This is a genomic window from Gordonia sp. w5E2, assembly GCF_036540975.1.
Classification (GTDB): Bacteria; Actinomycetota; Actinomycetes; order Mycobacteriales; family Mycobacteriaceae; genus Gordonia; species Gordonia jacobaea.
In genome coordinates, this window is the sequence record NZ_CP144213.1 from 3,067,662 (window position 1) to 3,085,017 (window position 17,356).

Consider the following 17,356-nt stretch of genomic DNA (forward strand, 5'->3'; position numbering starts at 1 on the left):
GACATCGGATCGTCGACGTCGCGGCCAGCGGCATCACACCGCGCCAACTCGCACCGCAGCAGTAGGAGGACAGCGATGACCACAATGGCCCCCGTCACCGGCCACGAGGACTCGGTCGATCCCCGCGATCCGCTACTGCGGTTGACCAACTTCTTCGACGAGGGCACGGTCACTCTCCTCCACCCTCGTGATTCCTCGGGCGTGCAGGCAGCGATCGGACTCGTCCACGGCGTGCGCACCGTCGCCTACTGCACAGACGGCACCGTCATGGGCGGCGCGATGGGCATCGTCGGATGCGCACACATCGTCAACGCCATCGACACCGCGATCGCCGAACAGGCCCCGGTCGTCGGAATCTGGCACTCGGGCGGAGCCCGCCTCGCCGAAGGCGTCGAAGCACTCCACGCCGTCGGCGGAGTGTTCGAAGCGATGGTCAGGGCGTCCGGCTACATCCCGCAGATCTCCGTGGTCGTCGGCTTCGCCGCAGGTGGCGCAGCGTACGGGCCAGCACTGACCGACGTCGTGATCATGGCGCCCGCCGGACGTGTCTTCGTGACCGGTCCCGACGTCGTCCGCAGCGTGACCGGCGAATCCGTCGACATGGAGTCGCTCGGTGGGCCCCACACCCACGGCAAGAAATCCGGCGTCAGCCACATCACCGCCGACTCCGAGCCCGACGCGTACTGGCGCGCACGACGACTCGTCTCGACGTTCGGCAAGCAAGGCCATTTCAACCGCGAGCAGGCCGAGGCAGGCGACTCGGACCTACAGGCACTGCTGCCCGAATCACCACGACGCGCCTACGACGTACACCCCATCGTCGCGAAGCTCCTCGACACACAGCTCGCCGCCGACGGCGAGACCGAGGTCTCGAGTTTTGAAGAGCTGCAAGCGAAGTGGGCCCCGAACATCGTCGTCGGCTTCGGCCGACTCTCCGGCCGCAGCGTCGGCGTCGTCGCCAACAACCCACTGCGCATGGGCGGCTGCCTGAACTCCGAGAGCGCCGAGAAGGCCGCCCGATTCGTGCGCCTCTGCGACGCCTTCGGCATCCCACTCATCGTCGTCACCGACGTCCCCGGCTACCTGCCCGGCGTCGACCAGGAGTGGAACGGCGTTGTTCGACGCGGCGCAAAACTGTTGCACGCCTTCGCCGAATGCACCGTCCCACGTGTGACGCTGGTGACCCGCAAGATCTACGGCGGCGCCTACATCGCGATGAACTCACGCTCACTCGGCGCGACGGCCGTATTCGCCTGGCCCGGCTCAGAAGTCGCCGTCATGGGCGCCAAGGCCGCCGTCGGCATCCTCCACAAGAAGGCACTCGCCGCCGCGCCCGAAGACGAACGCGACGCACTCCACGATCGCCTCGCCGTCGAGCACGAACAGATCGCTGGCGGACTCGACCGTGCACAGTCGATCGGCGTCGTCGACGAGGTCATCGACCCCGCCAAAACCCGCAGCATCATCGCCGAAGCACTCGCGTCAGCCCCCGCGCGGCGCGGCAGGCACAAGAACATACCGCTGTGATCTGCGGCGACTCCGTCGCCAAACCCAGACCGACACGATTCGGCCCCGGCAGTATTCTGCCGGGGCCGAATCAGTGTGTCGGGTCGGTGATCGGAGGTTGGTCACCAACTCCGATGTGGTTCAACCGACGCGTTGCGTCAGCCAGGTCACCTCGGCGCCCGCGCCGCCCATGCGGTACGCCTCGAGGGCGTCGTCCCAGGCCGTACCGAGCGCGGCTTCGAGTTCGCCTGCGAGTCCAGCGCTGTCCGGCTGAGCCTCGATCAGGGAGCGCAGTTGCATCTCGCCGATGATCACGTCGCCGTTGGCGCTCGTCGATCCGCGCCACAAGCCAAGTCCCGGAACATAGCTGAACCGCTCACCGTCGACGCCCTCGCTGGCATTCTCGGTCACCTCGAAGCGCAGCGACGACCATTCGCGCAGCGCATTCGCCAGCCGCGCAGCAGTACCTACCGGACCTGTCCAATCAACAGTTGCCCGTTGCATGCCGGGTTCGGCATCCTGGGCGGACCACTTCAGGTTGGCCCGCGCATTAAGGGTCGACGACAGAGCCCACTCCACATGCGGGCACAGCGCAGCCTGCGCTGAGTGGATGTACACCACTCCGGTCGTCATGTCCGCAAACTGATTCAGGTTGCGCACCTTGTTCACCTCCGTTGTCGACGAGGAACGTCTTCCCCAACACACCTCGCGACAGCGGATATCACACTCGTGTTGTTTATTGTGCCTGATGTTGTACGTGTTGCGCTAGTCTCCGAAGGTGATTGGTGTGAATTACTGATTCACCCGCCCGCCCGTCGCGTCAGTCGTCTGCGACGAGCGTGTCGACGACGGCGTCGTTGAACTCGGTCCACAGCGGCTTGGCCCAGGCACCGAATGGCCGGTCCGTCAGCACGACGCAGGCTGCGGCGAGCTCCGGGTCGACCCAGAGATAGGTTCCCGACTGTCCGAAGTGCCCGAACGTCGACGGCGAGTTACGTGTGCCCGTCCAGTGCGGCGACTTGTGCGATCGGATCTCGAATCCGAGTCCCCAGTCGTTGGGCTTGTGCTTGCCGTAGCCGGGCACAAAGCCGTCGAGACCCGGAAACCACACCGAGTGCGCAGAGTCGGCGAGGTCGGACGAGAGCAGTCGTGGTTGCAGCATCTCCGCAGCGAAAACGGCAAGATCGTCGACGCTCGATCGTGCTCCGTGGCCGGCGGGTCCGTCGAGCGTCGTCGACGAGAGCCCCAGCGGCGCACAGACTCCCTCGGCGAGGTAGTCGGCGAACGCGATCTCCGTTGCGGCCTCGACGGTCTCGGCGAGTACCTCGAATCCGGCGCTCGAGTAGATCCGCTTCTCCCCCACCGGCGCCTCGACTTCTCGTTTGTCGAACGCGAGTCCCGACGCGTGTGCGAGTAGATGAGCGATGGTCGCGCCGGGCGGCCCGGCCGCGTCGTCGAGTTCGACGGCGCCCTCCTCCACCGCAACGAGAACCGCCTCGGCCACCAGAAGCTTGGTGACCGAGGCGAGCTCGTAGATGCGGGCGGTGTCGCCGTGCGCGACGACCCCCTCGGTGGTGACGATTGCCGCGGCGACGTTGTCGACCGGCCAGGAGTCGAGGGCCTCGAGAACACTCACGGGGACCTACGTTACCGGTCGACGATGATCAGTGATCGTCGTCGGTGTAGCGGATGACTCCGCGAATGTTCTTGCCGTCGAGCATGTCCTGGTAGCCCTGGTTGATCTGATCAAGCCGGTACTGCCGGGTGATCATGTCGTCGATGTTGAGTTTGCCGATCTTGTACATCGAAAGCAGTTGCGGGATATCGAGCTTGGGGTTGGCACCGCCAAAGATGCTGCCCTGCAGGTTCTTCTGCAGCAGGGTGAGCATCGACAGATTGAGCGTCACCTCGGTGTCGAGCATGTTGCCCATACCGGTCAGCACGCAGGTGCCCGCCTTGGCGGTGATGCCCATCCAACTGTCTACGTCCTTGCCGTGCACCTCTCCGACCGTCACGATGACCTTGCGGCACATCGCACCGTGAGTCGTCTCGGCGATGGCTCCCGCGGCCTCGTCGATCGACGCAAATGCCGCCGTCGCACCGAATTTCAGTGCCTGCTCACGCTTCCACTCGACCGGGTCGATCGCGAAGATGTTGCGCGCTCCCGCGATCACCGCCCCCTGCAGCGCCGCGGTTCCGACGCCGCCGACACCGACGATCGCGACGTCTTCGCCCGGTCGGACATCGCCACTACGCGTCGACGACCCGTAGCCGGTGGGAATGCCACAACCGACGAGCGCGGCGACCTCGAACGGAATGTCCTTGTCGATCTTCACCACCGATGCCTCGTGCACCACCATGTACGGCGAGAAGGTACCGAGCAGCGTCATCGGATAGACGTTCTCACCCTTCGCGGTGTGAATACGGAAGGTGTGGTCCGACACCGCTTCTCCCTGGAGGAGCATCGCGCCGAAGTCGCAGAGGTTCGCCAGCCCCGACCGACACGACGGACACTTGCCGCACGACGGGATGAACGACAGCACCACGTGATCGCCGACCTCGAAATCGGTGACCCCCTCGCCGAGTTCTTCGATGACACCCGCACCCTCGTGACCACCGAGAATCGGGAAGCCCGCCATCGGGATGCCGCCGGTCATCAGGTGATGGTCGGAGTGGCACATCCCGGCGGCTTCCATCCGGATCTTGATCTCGTGCGCTTTGGGCTCGCCGATCTCGATTTCCTCAATCTCCCACGGCGAGTTCAGTTCTCGCAGCAGGGCACCCTTGGTCTTCATCATGTCCTCCGCTTGTCGTCGTACACGCCGAGCGCGCCGCATGTGACGGCACGGGCCTGGCGTCCTACTGAGACGATAGTCACTTTTAGTCGAAAATGGAACGTGTTCTACTTCTTGTGGCGCGATCAGTTCGCGAGACCCGCGTCCTTGCTGCCGTAGCTTTCGCGCAAACGCGGCTTGACGACCTTGCCGCCCGCATTGCGGGGCAGTTCTTCGACGAGAACGATGTCCTTGGGCTGCTTGAACCGCGCGAGGTTCTCGTTGAGGTACGGCTCCATCTGCTCGAGGGTGAGGTCGGCACCGTCGACGGTCACCACCACGGCGACCGGCACCTCGCCCCACTTCGCATCGGCCCGTCCGATCACAGCCGCCTCGGAAATCCTCGGATGGCCGTAGAGGACGTTCTCGACCTCGGCGCAATAGATGTTCTCGCCGCCCGAGATGATCATGTCCTTCGCGCGGTCGACCACGTAGAGGAAACCCTCGTCGTCGCGGCGCACGAGGTCGCCCGAGTGGAACCAGCCCCCGCGGAAGGCATCCTGGGTGCCCTGCGGGTTCTGCCAGTACCCGAGCATCATGTTCGACCCGCGCTACACGATCTCCCCGACCTCGCCGTCGGCGACGTCGTTCATCATCGGGTCGACGACGCGCGCGGTGACCGCCGGAACCACCTTGCCGATCGATCCGATCTTGCGCAGCGCGTCGGCGCCGTCGAGAACGCATGTGATGGGCGACATCTCGGTCTGTCCGAAAACCGCGACGTTGAGCGCATCGGGAAAGGTCTCGTTCATCGCGTTCAGCACGGTGTCCGAGGCGGGCGCTGCGCCCCAACTGATCACGCGGAACTTCACGTCGCGTGGTTGTGCCTGCTGCGCCGCGCAGACAGCCTGCCACTGGGCGGGCACCAAGAAGATCGACGTGATGGCCTCACGTTCGCACATGTCGAGCATCTGCTCGGGGTCGAACGCCCCGAGCGGATGAATGACCGATGTCGCGCCCATGTAGAACAGCGGCGCCATCGCTCCGATTCCGGCGATGTGGAACATCGGCGCCACACCGGCACCGATGTCGTCACGGCTGGTATGCAGCGCCTGCAGGCAGGTGAGTGCCTGGGACTGCATATTTGTGTGAGTCAGCATGGCGCCCTTGGGTTTTCCCGTGGTGCCCGATGTGTACATGATGAGTGCGACGGTCTCTTCCGGAATGTCGATCTCCGGGAGGTCGGATGCGTCCTCGGCGACGAGGGCGGCGTAGTCGAGGTGGGCCTCGTTGTCCGAGCCGCCCACCACGATCACCTGATCGACGTCTCCGGTCGCAGCCACAACTGCATCGGCAAGTGGGGCGAGCAACGTCTCGGTGACGATTGTCCGCGCACCACTGTCGGTCACCAGATAGGCGATCTCGGCGGGGCTCATCCGCACGTTCACCGGCACCGGGATGGCGCCGATGATGTTGGCCCCCAAGATCGCTTCGACGTACTCGGTCCTGTTGAGCAGGACCATCAGCACCCTGTCGCCGAACCCCACGCCACGACGACTCAGTGCCGCCGCGAACGCAGTGGTGCGCTCGTCGAGTTGCTTCCACGTCGTCGTCTCACCCAGGAACTTGAGCGCTGGAGCATCTGGCTGCATCAGGGCATGCCTGCGGACCTGGTTGTTCCAGTGGTTGCGGCGGGACCGCAGCGGTTCTGTGTTGAGATCTTGCCCCGAGTCGACGGTCGCGGTCATGGAACTCTCCTTGAATTTCTCGACGTTGATTTCGAAACGTCAGTGTCGGCGTGCGGTGGTGAATGCGGCGATGGCCGCCTGGAACTCGTCGGATTGCAGCAGTTGAGTCTGTCCGCTGGTCTCCCGTTCGAGGGTCGACTCGAATCCCGCGAGCGTGTTGGCGTCGAGCGCAGCCTTCGCCAGACGCAACGCCTGCGTCGAACTCTGCGCGAATCGTTTGGCGACGCCGGCGATCTCGGCGTCGAGTGCGACTCTGTCGTCGACGAGTCCGCTGATCAGGCCCGCGTCGAATGCCTCTGCCGCAGGAAGCTTTTCGCCGAGGAGGACCATCCGATTGGCGCGCGGCCGCCCGATCGCGGCCGAAACCGTCGCGGTCGCACCGCCGTCCGGCATGAGACCGATGTTGGTGAACGCCAAGAGAAAGTAGGAGCGTCGGGTAGCGAAGATGAGGTCGGAGGCGAACGCAAGCGATGCCCCGATCCCGACCGCGGCGCCATCGATTGAGGCGACAACCGGAACTTCGACGGAACGAACGGCACGAGCCAACGCCGAACCCCCACCGATCACGGAGGCGGCACTCCGTTCGTCGATGCCTCCGTTCTCCGACGCCCGGGCCGCAATGTCGCGAATATCGGCGCCGGTGCTGAAGTTTCCTCCTGCGCCGTCGATGATCACCGCGCGTATATCGGCCTCGGCGCATCGGGTGGTGAGGAAGTCGATCAGCGCACTCGAGGCGTCGCCGTTGAGCGCATTCATCCGCTCCGGGCGATCGATCGTGATCCGGGCGATCCCGCGGTCGTCGACCTCGGTCCTGATTCCGGTGCTGACCGACGTGCCAGACGCCGCGCCGCCGATCACCCGACTGTCAGACCCAGTCACCCGACTACCAGACACGGCCTGCCCCATCGCTTGCCCGTCACGTGATTCATGCCGCAACCATACATGTCGATGAGACGTACAACATAGGAATCGGGATTAACTTAGTGAACTGCCACACCGCTACTACCACCAGTTTTAGACGATTTGGCAATTTCTTCTCTGGCGAAGACGATCACGCCCTACTCTGGACCGATGAGCAGTCAGCCCTCGACTGACAACCGCCTGACCGACGGAGGCGCACCCCCACGTCGACGACCCGCCGACCGGCGAGCGTTGATTCTGCGAACCGCGGCTCAGGAGTTCAGCGACCGCGGGTACCACGCGGTACGCCTCGAGGAGATCGCCGTGATCGTCGGAATCTCCACTCCCGCGCTCTACCGTCATTTCCCGACAAAGTACGCACTCTTCGCCGAGGCCACAGGGTTACTCGCCGACGCGCTGACCGCGGCGCTCGAGACGTCGGCGAGCGATCTCGAGTCGGCATTGACCGCCCTTGCACAGTCGGCCATCGACCACCGCAGGACCGGTGGCCTCTATCGCTGGGATCAGCGCTACCTTGACGGCGACGACGCCACGAAGGTGAAAACCGTTTTGGTGAACCAGCATCGGCGAATCCGCGCAGCACTTCTCGATACGCGTCCGAGCATCCCCCGTCCCCACGCCGACCTTCTCGTCGCGGCGATGATCAGTGTGGTGGCGAGTCCCACCACACACCGAACGACGTTGGCAGACCGCGACATTCGCCGACTTCTCGTCACCAGCGCGCTCTCGTTGGCCGACATCGTGCAGACAGGCGTGACCGACTCACCCGACCATCCCCCGCAGCGCGGGCTGGCACCGGCTTCCAAACGCGAACTCGTACTCTCCGAATCGATCTCGCTGTTCGCCACCAAAGGCTTCCGAGACGTCACGATCGACGAGATCGCTTCTGCTGCAGGCATTCCCGCATCCGGCGTCTACCGCCACTTCGAGAGCAAGGCCGCGATCCTCTCGGCAGCATTCTGGCGAGCTTCCGACCGCGTCAGCGCCGCCAATTCCGACGCACTTGCGGCCTCGACGACCAATCGCGCCGCGCTCGAGTCGCTCGTCGCACGGTATGTCCGACTCTTCGTGCACGACAACGCACTTCTGACGGTGTACCTGAGCGAATTCGGACACCTGGCCCCGGCCGAGCGCAGCGCGTTGCGCCGCCAACAACGCGCCAACGTCGACGAGTGGGCCGCTTGGGTCACGCGCGATCGCGGCGATGCGATCACTCGCGGGCAGGCGCGCTTCCTCGTGCACGCGGCGCTGAGTGTCATCTCGGATCTGCTTCGACTACGCCGCCCGCCAACCGCCGAGCAGGTCACCGCGATCGGCTGCGCCATCCTCGTCGGCTCCCATTAGCGGCGCTGACGTGCCGGCTGCCTGATGTCAGACGGTCGCTAGATCGTCGAGCAACCAGGTGCCGTTCCTCTTGGCGAGCGTGACCTCGACACGCGATTGGTACGGGATGCCGTCGGGAACCTGCGCGGCGATTTCCGACGACTTCACCGTCTGGTCCAACGCCACGAGAACCACCGCACGGTCGGCGGTCATGGATTCGATCCCTGCGCGCTGCGCCTTCGCCGTCGACACTCCCTTGGCGTTTGCGTTGCCCTTACGCGCGTCCTGCGACGACGCGATGTAGGTCTTACTGAACTCGGGAGTGGATATCTTGCTGATCCGACGATCGAGATCGGCGTAGTCGGCGGGATCGTAGGTGGTCAGCTCCACGGCGTAGCGACGCGCGGTGTCGAGCACCGTGGTGCGATCGGCCTCCGACGGCCCAGCGTCGGACACTCGGCGATCTGCCTGCGCGTACAGGTACGCGAGAACTCCGGTCGAGATCGCGAGAACCACCACGAGCGCTGCCAGCACCCCGACGAGTACCCGTCCACGACCCGGTCGCTTCACTCGTCCGGCGGCCTCCTCTGCATCGGCTCGCGCGCCGCCGCTCTTCGTGGTGTCGAGTTTGCGCGGCACCCGGTCGGCGGCCTCGGCGCGCAACTGCTCACGCCTACTGCGATTCGCCGCGAGGAACTCATCGCCGTCGAGCGGCGAAACGTCGGCGCCCGACGTGCGCGCCACGTCGGTCTGCACGCCGTCGTCGGACGGGATACGCGATTTGGGCATGGCAACCAATCTAGCCATCGATTGTGTGGTCCAGACCACGACCCGACATATCACATATATGATCTTGGCCAGGCCGCCTACAGGCTTCGCCAATCGAGAGGACAGCAGTGGACTTCACTGAGGAACAGCGCGCATTCGCAACGTCGGTCGCCGATTTCTGCCAGCGCGAGGTCGGGACCCGCGACCAGCGCAATCGCTACACCAAGGACGGGACGGAGCTGCACTCGCGCGAGCTCTACCAGAAGATGGCCGACCTCGGCTGGGCCGGCATCATGCTGCCCGAAACCTACGGCGGGTCGGGCGCGGGCAACGTCGAGATGTGCATCCTGCTCGAAGAAGCGATGCGTGGCATGGCACCCATCGGCGGGATCGGCCCCACCTTCATCACCGCCCTGGCCTACAACCGGTTCGCCGACGACCAGCTCAAGAAGGAAGTCCTGACCGGCGTCGTCAACGGTGACGCCCTCTCGATCTCGATGTCGGAGCCCGAGGCGGGTTCCGACGTCGCCAACCTCACCTGCCGTGCCGAGAAGGTCGACGGCGGGTGGGTCATCAACGGACAGAAGACCTGGTGCTCCAATGCGCACTTCGCGCGATCGATCTTGCTGATTGCCCGCACGTCGACCACCGGCAAGAAGCACGAGGGAATCACGCAGTTCCACATCCCCGCCAACACACCGGGTTTGGAGATCAAGGGCATCGACACGCTCGGCGGTCGCGAGGTCAACGATCTCTACTTCACAGACTGTCGGGTGCCCGACTCCGCGGTCGTCGGCGAGGTCGGCAATGGCTGGAATCAATTGATGGCCGGACTCAACACCGAGCGACTCATCCTCGCAGCCATGCAACTCGGTGTGGCCGAGCGCTCATTCGCCGACACTCTGGCGTTCATCACCGAGCGCAAACAGTTCGGACGTCCCATCGGGTCGTTCCAGGTTCTGCGGCATCGCATGGCCGATCTCGCGACCGAGATCGAGTGCACCAAGCAACTCGTCTATTCGGTGGCTCAACTCGCGGACGACAACCCCACAAAACTCTTCCCCCGCGAGGCGTCGATGGCGAAACTCAAAGCCACCGAAACCTCCAAGCGCATGACCATCGATGCCATGCAGATGATGGGCGGCTACGGCTACGCAACAGAATTCGACGCCGAGCGCTTGATGCGTGGTGCGATCATCTCGACGGTCTACGGTGGCACGAATGAGATCCAGCGCGACATCATCGGCAAGACCTTCGGACTCTGACGGGTCGAGGGCGCCGCGGCGGATTCCTCGGCGCCCTCAACTGTCCGAAGAGGTCGCCGCACACCTGCGACACCGCATCATGACGGCCGACATCAGGCCGGGTGAGTTCATCAGACTCGACGACGTCGCGGCCGAGTTGGGTGTCAGCGTGACCCCCGTGCGCGAGGCGCTGCTGACCCTGCGTGGCGAGGGCATGGTCGACCTCGAGCCGCACCGCGGATACCGCGTGGGTCCGCTGGACCGCGTCGACGTCGACGACCTGTTCTGGTTGCAGGGCGAGATTGCGGTGCGGCTCGCGCTGCGCACCGCATCCGCCGTGACATCCGACGATCTCGACGAATTGCAGTGGTGGACCCGACGACTGCGCGCGGCTGTCGCAAGTGGCGACGACGACGGCGTCATCGAGGCCGAGTTCGAATTCCACCGCGCTCACAACGTCATCGCGGGAGGCACGAAGTTGGCATGGTTCCTCCTCGCGGCCACTCGTTACACACCGGCGCGGCTCTATGCCAACGACCCCGAGTGGGGCCACACCGCGGTCGACAGCCATGAACGGCTGATCGACGCCTACCGTTCGGGCGACATCGACGAGGCAGTGGTGCAGACGCGTCGCCAGTTCATTGATGGCGCAGCACGTTTGACGCACCACCTCGAACAGAGCGGCATCTGGGGTACGACCGACTCAGATCGAACCCAGGTCTGAAGCGACCCACTGCTGCGGCCGCACAACGACTTTCGTTTGTGAACCGTCCTCGAAGGAGGCGGACTCAACGTAGCCCGCGACTTTGTCGGCAGGCAGATACCGCGCGGCCATCTCGGTGAGCTCGTCCTTGGTTCCGTCGACGATATCGATCACCGGACCCGACGCCGCGGCGTACGCGATCGTCGGAGACAGCACCTCGGCCATCACAGTGCAGCGCCCCGCAGCACGCAGTAGCGAGATCTTGCGTGACTCCGTATCTGTCAGGAACCACAGGTCGCCGCCGGGACTGTACTGGTACCAGATCGGCACCACCAGAGGCGCACGGTCGGCACCCGCCTCTATCGAGAGCGCGCCGATGTGCGGCTGCGCGAGAAATGCTTGCCGTTCTTCTTTGTTCATCGCCATGAAGCCGAGGCTAGTGAATTCCTTCGCCGAGCGTCGGCACCCAGCTGTGCGGACCAGCAATCAGTGAGCGAGCTTGAGCCCGACCACTGCGACGATGATGAGAAAGATCAAGCCCGCCTTGACAAGTGACGCCGATTCCGCGCCGGTCACCATCGCGTATGTCACGGTCAACGCGGCACCGATACCCACCCAGATCGCGTAGGCGGTGCCAGTTGGCAACTCCCGCAACGCATAAGCCAGACCAGCCATCGATCCGATCAGCGCAACGGCAAAAGTAATTGTGGGAACAATTTGGGTGAACCCCTGGGACTTGCCGAGAGCAGTAGCCCAGACAGCTTCCAGCACACCAGAAATGATCAACACGATCCACGACACGAGACGTCGAACCTCCGAGCGCCGTCTTGTCGCTGGCCGGGTACGGCGCGCCTCGTCCGGGTGTCAGCATTGACTATGTCAATAGTAGCAAATCGGACACCCGCAAAATTCCCGCCGGGCGGGACGCTACTCCGACGAACCGCCCTTGCCGACTGCGACCACGCCGGCCCCGACGACCACGACCGCCAAGCCGAAGATCGTGTACAGCCATGCGGCAACCCCGCCACCGTAGTTGGCGATGTCGCCGATACCTGCCGCGGCGAAGATGAGTCCCATTGCGATTGCCAAACCGGGAAGGACATAGAAGAGCGGTGAATGCGCTGACATGGCGTTGACCTCCTCGACAGTTCCGTCGCGCTTCGACGGAAGCTTGGTCGCGATCTACGTTAGAACGAGCACAACGCCGGTGCCAGGGTCTTTGGTCGAATCCCGCGGTGCCGGGGGACAAAAACAGGGGTTATGGCCCCAAAAACAAGAAAGGCCCGGCGGACACCGGGCCTGACCTGCTCTAACTCTGCTCCCCCAACTGGACTCGAACCAGTAACCGTTCGATTAACAGTCGAATGCTCTGCCAATTGAGCTATGGGGGATTGCTCGTGATCCGGGCGCCGCGAACAGCACCAGAACCGAACGCTGACTCTAGCGTATCGACTCGCGTCAGGACAAAACGACTGGTCACAGGGGTGCCGTGCAGGGCCGCCTCGCCACGCCTCAGGGCGTTTGCGGGTGCTTGAGCGAGGCGAGATGCTCGCTCACCGCGGCGCTGGTCTGATCTCGGGAATCGGTGCCCGCGAGCAGGAGGTGCATGGCAAGGCCATCGATGAGGGCGTGCAGTCGTAGGGCTTCGGCGTCCAGATCGCGATCGCCGTCGACGAGACCATGTTCGCGCAGATCTGAGAGCACCCGCACGCAGAGTGCGCGCAGACCCTGGTGTGCCTCCACCGCCGCAGTCGCCAGGCCGGGATGGGCCACAGACTCCGTCACCATCGCGAGGTTCACATGCATCTCGACGCGCCGATTGTCGTCGAACGGCAGTAGCTCGGCCAGGATGGCATCGGCACGGCGCAGCGGATCACGGATGCGTGCCCGCTCCTGAATCCGTGCGGCGACACGGTCGTAGATCAACCGCATGGAGAATTCGAGCAACTCCTCCTTGTCGGCGAATACATGACGCAGCGAACCCGCAGAGATGCCCGCTTCGGCGGCAACCTCGCGAATCGAAACGCCAGATACCCCTTCCCGCAACGCAATCCGCCATAGCGCTTCAGCTATTTCGGAGCGCCTCTCGGTGTGGTCGATCAGCTTGGGCATTGACTTATGCTAGCTCACTCGTGTTAGCTTAGCCACTAAGCCTTGGTAGCACACTCGTATCACCTACTCCGACGACTGGAGCACAGCATGGGCGACACACGACGACACGTCTCCCTCGATGTCCTGCGCGGCATCGCAATCCTGGGAACCCTCGGCACGAACATCTGGATCTTCACCAATGTCGACGGCCTGATCGGCTACATCCTGGGCGCCAACGAGGCGTCGGGCACCTGGGGCACCGTGCAGTCCGTGCTGCAGCAGATCACCCAGGGCAAGTTCTTGGGATTACTCACCATCATGTTCGGCGTCGGGCTCGCCATCCAGCAACGCTCCGCGGCCAGACGCGGGCACAGGTGGCCCGGCAAGTACTACTGGCGCGCCATCCTGCTCTTCATCGACGGCACCGTGAACTACTTCCTCTTCACCGAGTTCGACGTGCTGACGGGATACGCGGTCACCGGGCTCATCGTCGCCTATCTCCTCGCGATGAGCATTCGTCGGCAACGGGTCGCGCTCTTCACCGCAGCGGGCATACACGTTGTGCTGCTGACGCTAGTGGTGTGGGCGCTCGCCACCACTACTCCTACTACCGTTGCGCAACAACAACTCTCACCGAATCCGTATGCCGATGGCTCCTTCTTCGAACTCGTCGCCTTCCGTGCCGAACACCTGGTGCTGTTCAGAAGTGAAGTCATCTTCATCCTGCCGATGTCCATCGCGCTGTTCCTTGCGGGAGCGGCACTACTGCGCGCAGGTGTGCTCGAACCGCACGGTGCCGCGCTCCGGAGTCGACTGATGATCGCAGGGGCGATCGCGTTACCACTGGACTTTGCGGCAGGCCTTTTCGGAGGCGATGCCGGGCTCGTCCTCGGCCGCTACGGATTTGCCCCGATCGTTGCGTTCGGCATCCTGGCATGGTTGGCACAGTTCTACGTCGACGGACGCGCACCCGGTGCTATTGGTCGTGCACTCGCTCCCGTAGGACGCACCGCCCTGACGTGTTACGTCCTGCAGAACGCGCTCGCAGGCGCGGTCTGCTACGGATGGGGACTCGGCCTTGCGTCCAGACTCGACTCCACCACCGTTGTCCCGGTCACCGTGATGCTGTTCCTCGTGATCGCCGGACTGCTGATGGTGGGATCGCGCCTGTGGCTGGCACATCACGACCGAGGGCCGCTCGAGTGGATGTGGCATCGCGGGTATGACGTTCTCAGTGGTGCGTCGCGGGAACGGGTACACAGCTGAATTTGCGGCGACGTTCATTCTCTAGCTTTACGGTCGGCAGACCAGGCCAAATGACCTGAGTCGACCTTCCACACGGTAACTGGCACGGCTCGCGTCGCTGCGGTGGGGCGGGCGCGCGACCTGCGACCTACGAATGACAGGTGACCGGGTAGGCTCGTTCGGTGCTAGCCCAGGTAGCTCAGTTGGTTAGAGCCTCCGACTCATAATCGGCCGGTCGCGGGTTCAAGCCCCGCCCTGGGCACACGAGAGGCCCCCACCATGTAGGTGGGGGCCTCCTTCGATCTAGCGGAGATCGTCGTCGAGCGGCGATCCCGAGGCGCAGGAACTCGGGGAAGCGTTTTTTCCGCGGGTCTCTTCAGTTTCCCCGCGCAACTTCTGGCGGAAGGGTCAGCAACCCGAGGAACGACTCCTTCCCCTACTTTCTGCCGGGGCGCCCCAGCCCGAGAAGCCGTGCAGTTCGACGTCGCGCCGCGCGGCGCGGCGTCGAGCAGCTGCGGTCCCGGGGCGCAGAAACTAGGGGAAGCGTTCTTTCCTCGGGTCTCTTCGGTTTCCCCGCGCAACTTCCGGGGAAAGGGTCAGCAACTGCGGGAAGAGTCCTTTCCCCTACTTTCCGCGAGCCCCCGGCCCCGAGCAGCCGCCCCGGCCCCGAACACCCCAACCGCCCGCCCGGTGACACGACCCACATTCGCGCAACCACGAGTGAAACCTCGCGTCAACTGGCCGACCGGTCAGGTGTCGCCCCATACTTTCGGTAGGCCATCGAGCCGAGAATCCCGGTCGCTTCGCTGTCGCAGCGCCGCCGTCGCCCACTGTCCGAGCCCGAGGAGGCGAGCCGATGAGTGCAGACCATATCTGGGGACGCCCGCGCCCCACGCCCGACCGCTGCGAAGGCACCCACACGTACTCCGGTGGCTGCCGATACAACTCCGAGGACCCGCACCGGCCGATGTTCCCCGAGGAACTGCGACCCGGCGGCAGGCTCAACGCCGCCTGACCACCGTCATCCGACGTCGACGACAGGGTCTACGGCCTGCTCGAGCAGACTGCGTCGATACGCCTCCAACGCCACGAGGTCGCCGAATACCGCGTGATAGCCGTCGGGGTCATCGCCCGGGGCCATGCGTCGCAGGCGCGACTTGATGTCGGCGATCTGCGCGCCGACCCAGACCTCCTGCAGTCGGGCGAGCACGCTGCCGATGTAGCGCGAGATGTTCTGCTCGCTGACCGGCATCGGTTCGACGGCGAGTTCGGTCACCATCGGCCCGACGACCGGGTTGTCGACCTCGTGATTGACGGCGTCGATCCACTCGGTGCCACCCATCCCCGACGACGTGCCGCCCAACGCCGACATCGCATTTCGGACGACGGTGTACGCGGGTTCGGTGAAGCACTCCTCGGGCAGCGAATCGAAAACGGTGCCCGCGATGGCCGGGTATTGCAGTGCGGCCTTGAGCGCCTCGCGCTGCGGCCACAGGCGGGGGTCATCCGGGTTGGGTCGCCCGGGTCCCGGCGCCTTCTCCGCTTCGGGCCGATCCCGACGCATCTGCCGTCCACGCCCGGATGCCGACGCACGTCCGTTCACCCGGGCGACTCGCGCGCCCTCCTCACGGACTCGCGCGAGCACCTGTCCGACTTCTTCCCAGCCGACCCAACCCGCGAGCTGACGTGCGTACTCGTCGCGCAGCGCCACGTCTTTGATTCGGGCCACCACCGGCACCGTGTCGCGCAGGGCGTGAACGCGACCCTCCGCGGTGTTCAGATCGAACCCGGCCAGCAGTGCCTTGATCGCGAACTCGAACATCGGCACCCGACGCGCGATCAGATCACGGACTGCGGCGTCTCCCCTGTTCTGCCGCAACTCGCACGGGTCCATCCCCTCCGGCGCGATGGCGACGAAGGTCTGGCCGGCGATGGACTGCTCGCCTTCAAAAGCTTTGAGCGCCGCGGCTTTTCCGGCCGCGTCGCCGTCGAAGGTGTAGATCACCTCACCGCGAAAGTACGAGTCGTCCATCATCAGTCGACGGATCAGCGCCAGGTGATCCTCACCGAAGGCGGTGCCACACGACGCGACCGCCGTCGTCACCCCTGACAGATGCATCGCCATCACGTCGGTATATCCCTCGACCACGACGACCTGGTGACTCTTGGCGATGTTCTTCTTGGCGTGATCGAGTCCGAACAACACCTGAGACTTCTTGTACAGCATGGTCTCTGGCGTGTTCATGTACTTGCCGAGGTTGTCGTCGTCGAACAGCTTGCGCGCGCCGAAACCGATGATGTCTCCGCCGAGATTGCGGATCGGCCACAGCAGACGGCGGTGGAATCTATCGATGGGACCCTTGCGTCCCTGCTTGGACAGGCCGGCCGCCTCCAGCTCGGCGAACTCGAAGCCCTGCGCCAACAACGCCTTGGTCATCGTGTCCCAGCCTGCGGGTGCGTACCCGCAACCGAAGGTCGACGCCGCAGCGGCGTCGAAGTTCCGTTCGGTGAGGTAGTCGCGCGCGATCTGGGCGTCGGGGGTTCGCAACTGCTCGGCGTAGTACTTCTGCGCGGCGGCGTTGGCGGCCACCAGACGGGCACGGGTACCGCGATCACGTGCGACCGACGTCCCGCCACCCTCGTAGTGGATCTGATACCCGAGCCGGTCGGCGAGTTGCTCGACGGCCTCGACAAAGCTGACGTGCTCCTGCTTCTGCAAGAAGCTGTAGACGTCGCCCCCTTCGCCGCAGCCGAAGCAGTGGAAGTGACCGTGATGCGGACGGACGTGGAACGACGGCGTCTTCTCGTCGTGGAAGGGACACAACCCCTTGAGCCGGTCCGCACCTGCCGGACGCAACGCTACGTAGTCGCCGATGATCTCCTCGATGCGTGTCTGTTCACGGATTGCCGTGATGTCACGATCGGGAATTCGGCCTGCCACGTCCCCAGTGTAGTGACCTCAGCGGTTCGGTCGTCCGCTACATCCACAAGCACGCGCACGGCGCCAACCCGCCCGGCTTGCGACGACGGATC

General features: G+C 64.5%; 16 protein-coding genes, 2 tRNA genes, 1 pseudogene and 1 riboswitch. Of the genes and pseudogenes, 7 read left to right on the forward strand and 12 right to left on the reverse strand.

Annotated features, from left to right (window positions below):
- The first annotated feature begins 75 nt into the window (after positions 1–75).
- Positions 76–1,527 (forward strand): acyl-CoA carboxylase subunit beta, encoded by a 1,452-nt coding sequence (locus RND64_RS13770; protein ID WP_049698312.1) that lies wholly within the window; start codon positions 76–78, stop codon positions 1,525–1,527.
- 120 nt (positions 1,528–1,647) lie between these two features.
- Here the strand turns inward: RND64_RS13770 and RND64_RS13775 are convergent, their stop codons facing one another.
- The 5 genes and pseudogenes from RND64_RS13775 to RND64_RS13795 all read right to left on the reverse strand — a co-directional run bounded on the left by RND64_RS13775 (position 1,648) and on the right by RND64_RS13795 (position 6,907).
- Complete coding sequence (locus tag RND64_RS13775) at positions 1,648–2,166, reverse strand: DUF3145 domain-containing protein (protein ID WP_005206476.1); 519 nt, start codon at positions 2,164–2,166, stop codon at positions 1,648–1,650.
- A 160-nt stretch (positions 2,167–2,326) separates the two neighbouring features.
- Complete coding sequence (locus RND64_RS13780) at positions 2,327–3,142, reverse strand: serine hydrolase domain-containing protein (RefSeq protein WP_049698313.1); 816 nt, start codon at positions 3,140–3,142, stop codon at positions 2,327–2,329.
- A gap of 28 nt (positions 3,143–3,170) precedes the next feature.
- Positions 3,171–4,301: an NDMA-dependent alcohol dehydrogenase gene (locus RND64_RS13785; RefSeq protein ID WP_049698600.1), complete on the reverse strand. Its 1,131-nt coding sequence runs from the start codon at positions 4,299–4,301 to the stop codon at positions 3,171–3,173.
- A 125-nt stretch (positions 4,302–4,426) separates the two neighbouring features.
- A pseudogene (gene fadD5 / locus RND64_RS13790) lies at positions 4,427–6,028 on the reverse strand (fatty-acid--CoA ligase FadD5).
- Between the two features lie 39 nt (positions 6,029–6,067).
- Positions 6,068–6,907: an enoyl-CoA hydratase-related protein gene (locus RND64_RS13795; RefSeq protein WP_235434308.1), complete on the reverse strand. Its 840-nt coding sequence runs from the start codon at positions 6,905–6,907 to the stop codon at positions 6,068–6,070.
- 192 nt (positions 6,908–7,099) lie between these two features.
- Here RND64_RS13795 and RND64_RS13800 point away from each other — a divergent pair, with 192 nt between their 5' ends.
- Entirely contained in the window at positions 7,100–8,293 is a 1,194-nt protein-coding gene (locus tag RND64_RS13800; RefSeq protein ID WP_049698316.1) for a TetR/AcrR family transcriptional regulator, read from the forward strand.
- A gap of 27 nt (positions 8,294–8,320) precedes the next feature.
- Here RND64_RS13800 and RND64_RS13805 read toward each other — a convergent pair whose 3' ends face one another.
- Entirely contained in the window at positions 8,321–9,061 is a 741-nt protein-coding gene (locus RND64_RS13805) for a hypothetical protein (protein WP_049698317.1), read from the reverse strand.
- 107 nt (positions 9,062–9,168) lie between these two features.
- Here RND64_RS13805 and RND64_RS13810 point away from each other — a divergent pair, with 107 nt between their 5' ends.
- Positions 9,169–10,305, forward strand: coding sequence for an acyl-CoA dehydrogenase family protein (locus RND64_RS13810; protein WP_049698318.1), 1,137 nt, complete (start codon positions 9,169–9,171; stop codon positions 10,303–10,305).
- The gene (locus tag RND64_RS13815; protein WP_083444330.1) at positions 10,262–11,008 is read left to right on the forward strand and encodes a GntR family transcriptional regulator; all 747 of its coding nucleotides are present in this window, start codon (positions 10,262–10,264) and stop codon (positions 11,006–11,008) included. Before RND64_RS13810 ends, RND64_RS13815 begins: the two co-directional genes overlap by 44 nt.
- Here the strand turns inward: RND64_RS13815 and RND64_RS13820 are convergent.
- From RND64_RS13820 to RND64_RS13840, 5 genes are all read right to left on the reverse strand, one after another.
- On the reverse strand, positions 10,988–11,413 hold the full coding sequence (locus tag RND64_RS13820; RefSeq protein ID WP_049698320.1) for a pyridoxamine 5'-phosphate oxidase family protein: 426 nt from the start codon (positions 11,411–11,413) through the stop codon (positions 10,988–10,990). The two genes, RND64_RS13815 and RND64_RS13820, sit on opposite strands and share 21 nt — an antisense overlap.
- Positions 11,414–11,473: 60 nt before the next feature.
- A complete protein-coding gene (locus tag RND64_RS13825) occupies positions 11,474–11,788 on the reverse strand; it encodes a DMT family transporter (RefSeq protein WP_049698321.1) in 315 nt (104 codons plus the stop codon).
- Positions 11,789–11,803: 15 nt separating this feature from the next.
- Positions 11,804–11,867: riboswitch (guanidine-III (ykkC-III) riboswitch) on the reverse strand.
- A gap of 47 nt (positions 11,868–11,914) precedes the next feature.
- Positions 11,915–12,115: a hypothetical protein gene (locus RND64_RS13830; protein ID WP_049698322.1), complete on the reverse strand. Its 201-nt coding sequence runs from the start codon at positions 12,113–12,115 to the stop codon at positions 11,915–11,917.
- Positions 12,116–12,305: 190 nt separating this feature from the next.
- Positions 12,306–12,378 (reverse strand) — tRNA-Asn (locus tag RND64_RS13835).
- Between the two features lie 121 nt (positions 12,379–12,499).
- Positions 12,500–13,099: a TetR/AcrR family transcriptional regulator gene (locus RND64_RS13840; protein WP_049698323.1), complete on the reverse strand. Its 600-nt coding sequence runs from the start codon at positions 13,097–13,099 to the stop codon at positions 12,500–12,502.
- A gap of 87 nt (positions 13,100–13,186) precedes the next feature.
- Between RND64_RS13840 and RND64_RS13845 the strand changes: the two genes are divergently transcribed.
- The 3 genes from RND64_RS13845 (at position 13,187) to RND64_RS13855 (ending at position 15,338) form a co-directional block, all read left to right on the forward strand.
- Positions 13,187–14,344, forward strand: a complete 1,158-nt coding sequence (locus tag RND64_RS13845; RefSeq protein WP_049698324.1) for a DUF418 domain-containing protein — start codon at positions 13,187–13,189, stop codon at positions 14,342–14,344.
- 167 nt (positions 14,345–14,511) lie between these two features.
- Positions 14,512–14,585: transfer RNA gene (locus RND64_RS13850), tRNA-Ile, on the forward strand.
- A 594-nt stretch (positions 14,586–15,179) separates the two neighbouring features.
- Positions 15,180–15,338 carry a hypothetical protein gene (locus tag RND64_RS13855; protein WP_197494609.1) on the forward strand — a complete coding sequence of 53 codons (159 nt, stop codon included), beginning with the start codon at positions 15,180–15,182 and terminating at the stop codon, positions 15,336–15,338.
- Positions 15,339–15,344: 6 nt separating this feature from the next.
- Here RND64_RS13855 and dnaG read toward each other — a convergent pair whose 3' ends face one another.
- Positions 15,345–17,264, reverse strand: a complete 1,920-nt coding sequence (dnaG, locus tag RND64_RS13860; protein ID WP_049698325.1) for a DNA primase — start codon at positions 17,262–17,264, stop codon at positions 15,345–15,347.
- Between the last annotated feature and the right edge of the window lie 92 nt (positions 17,265–17,356).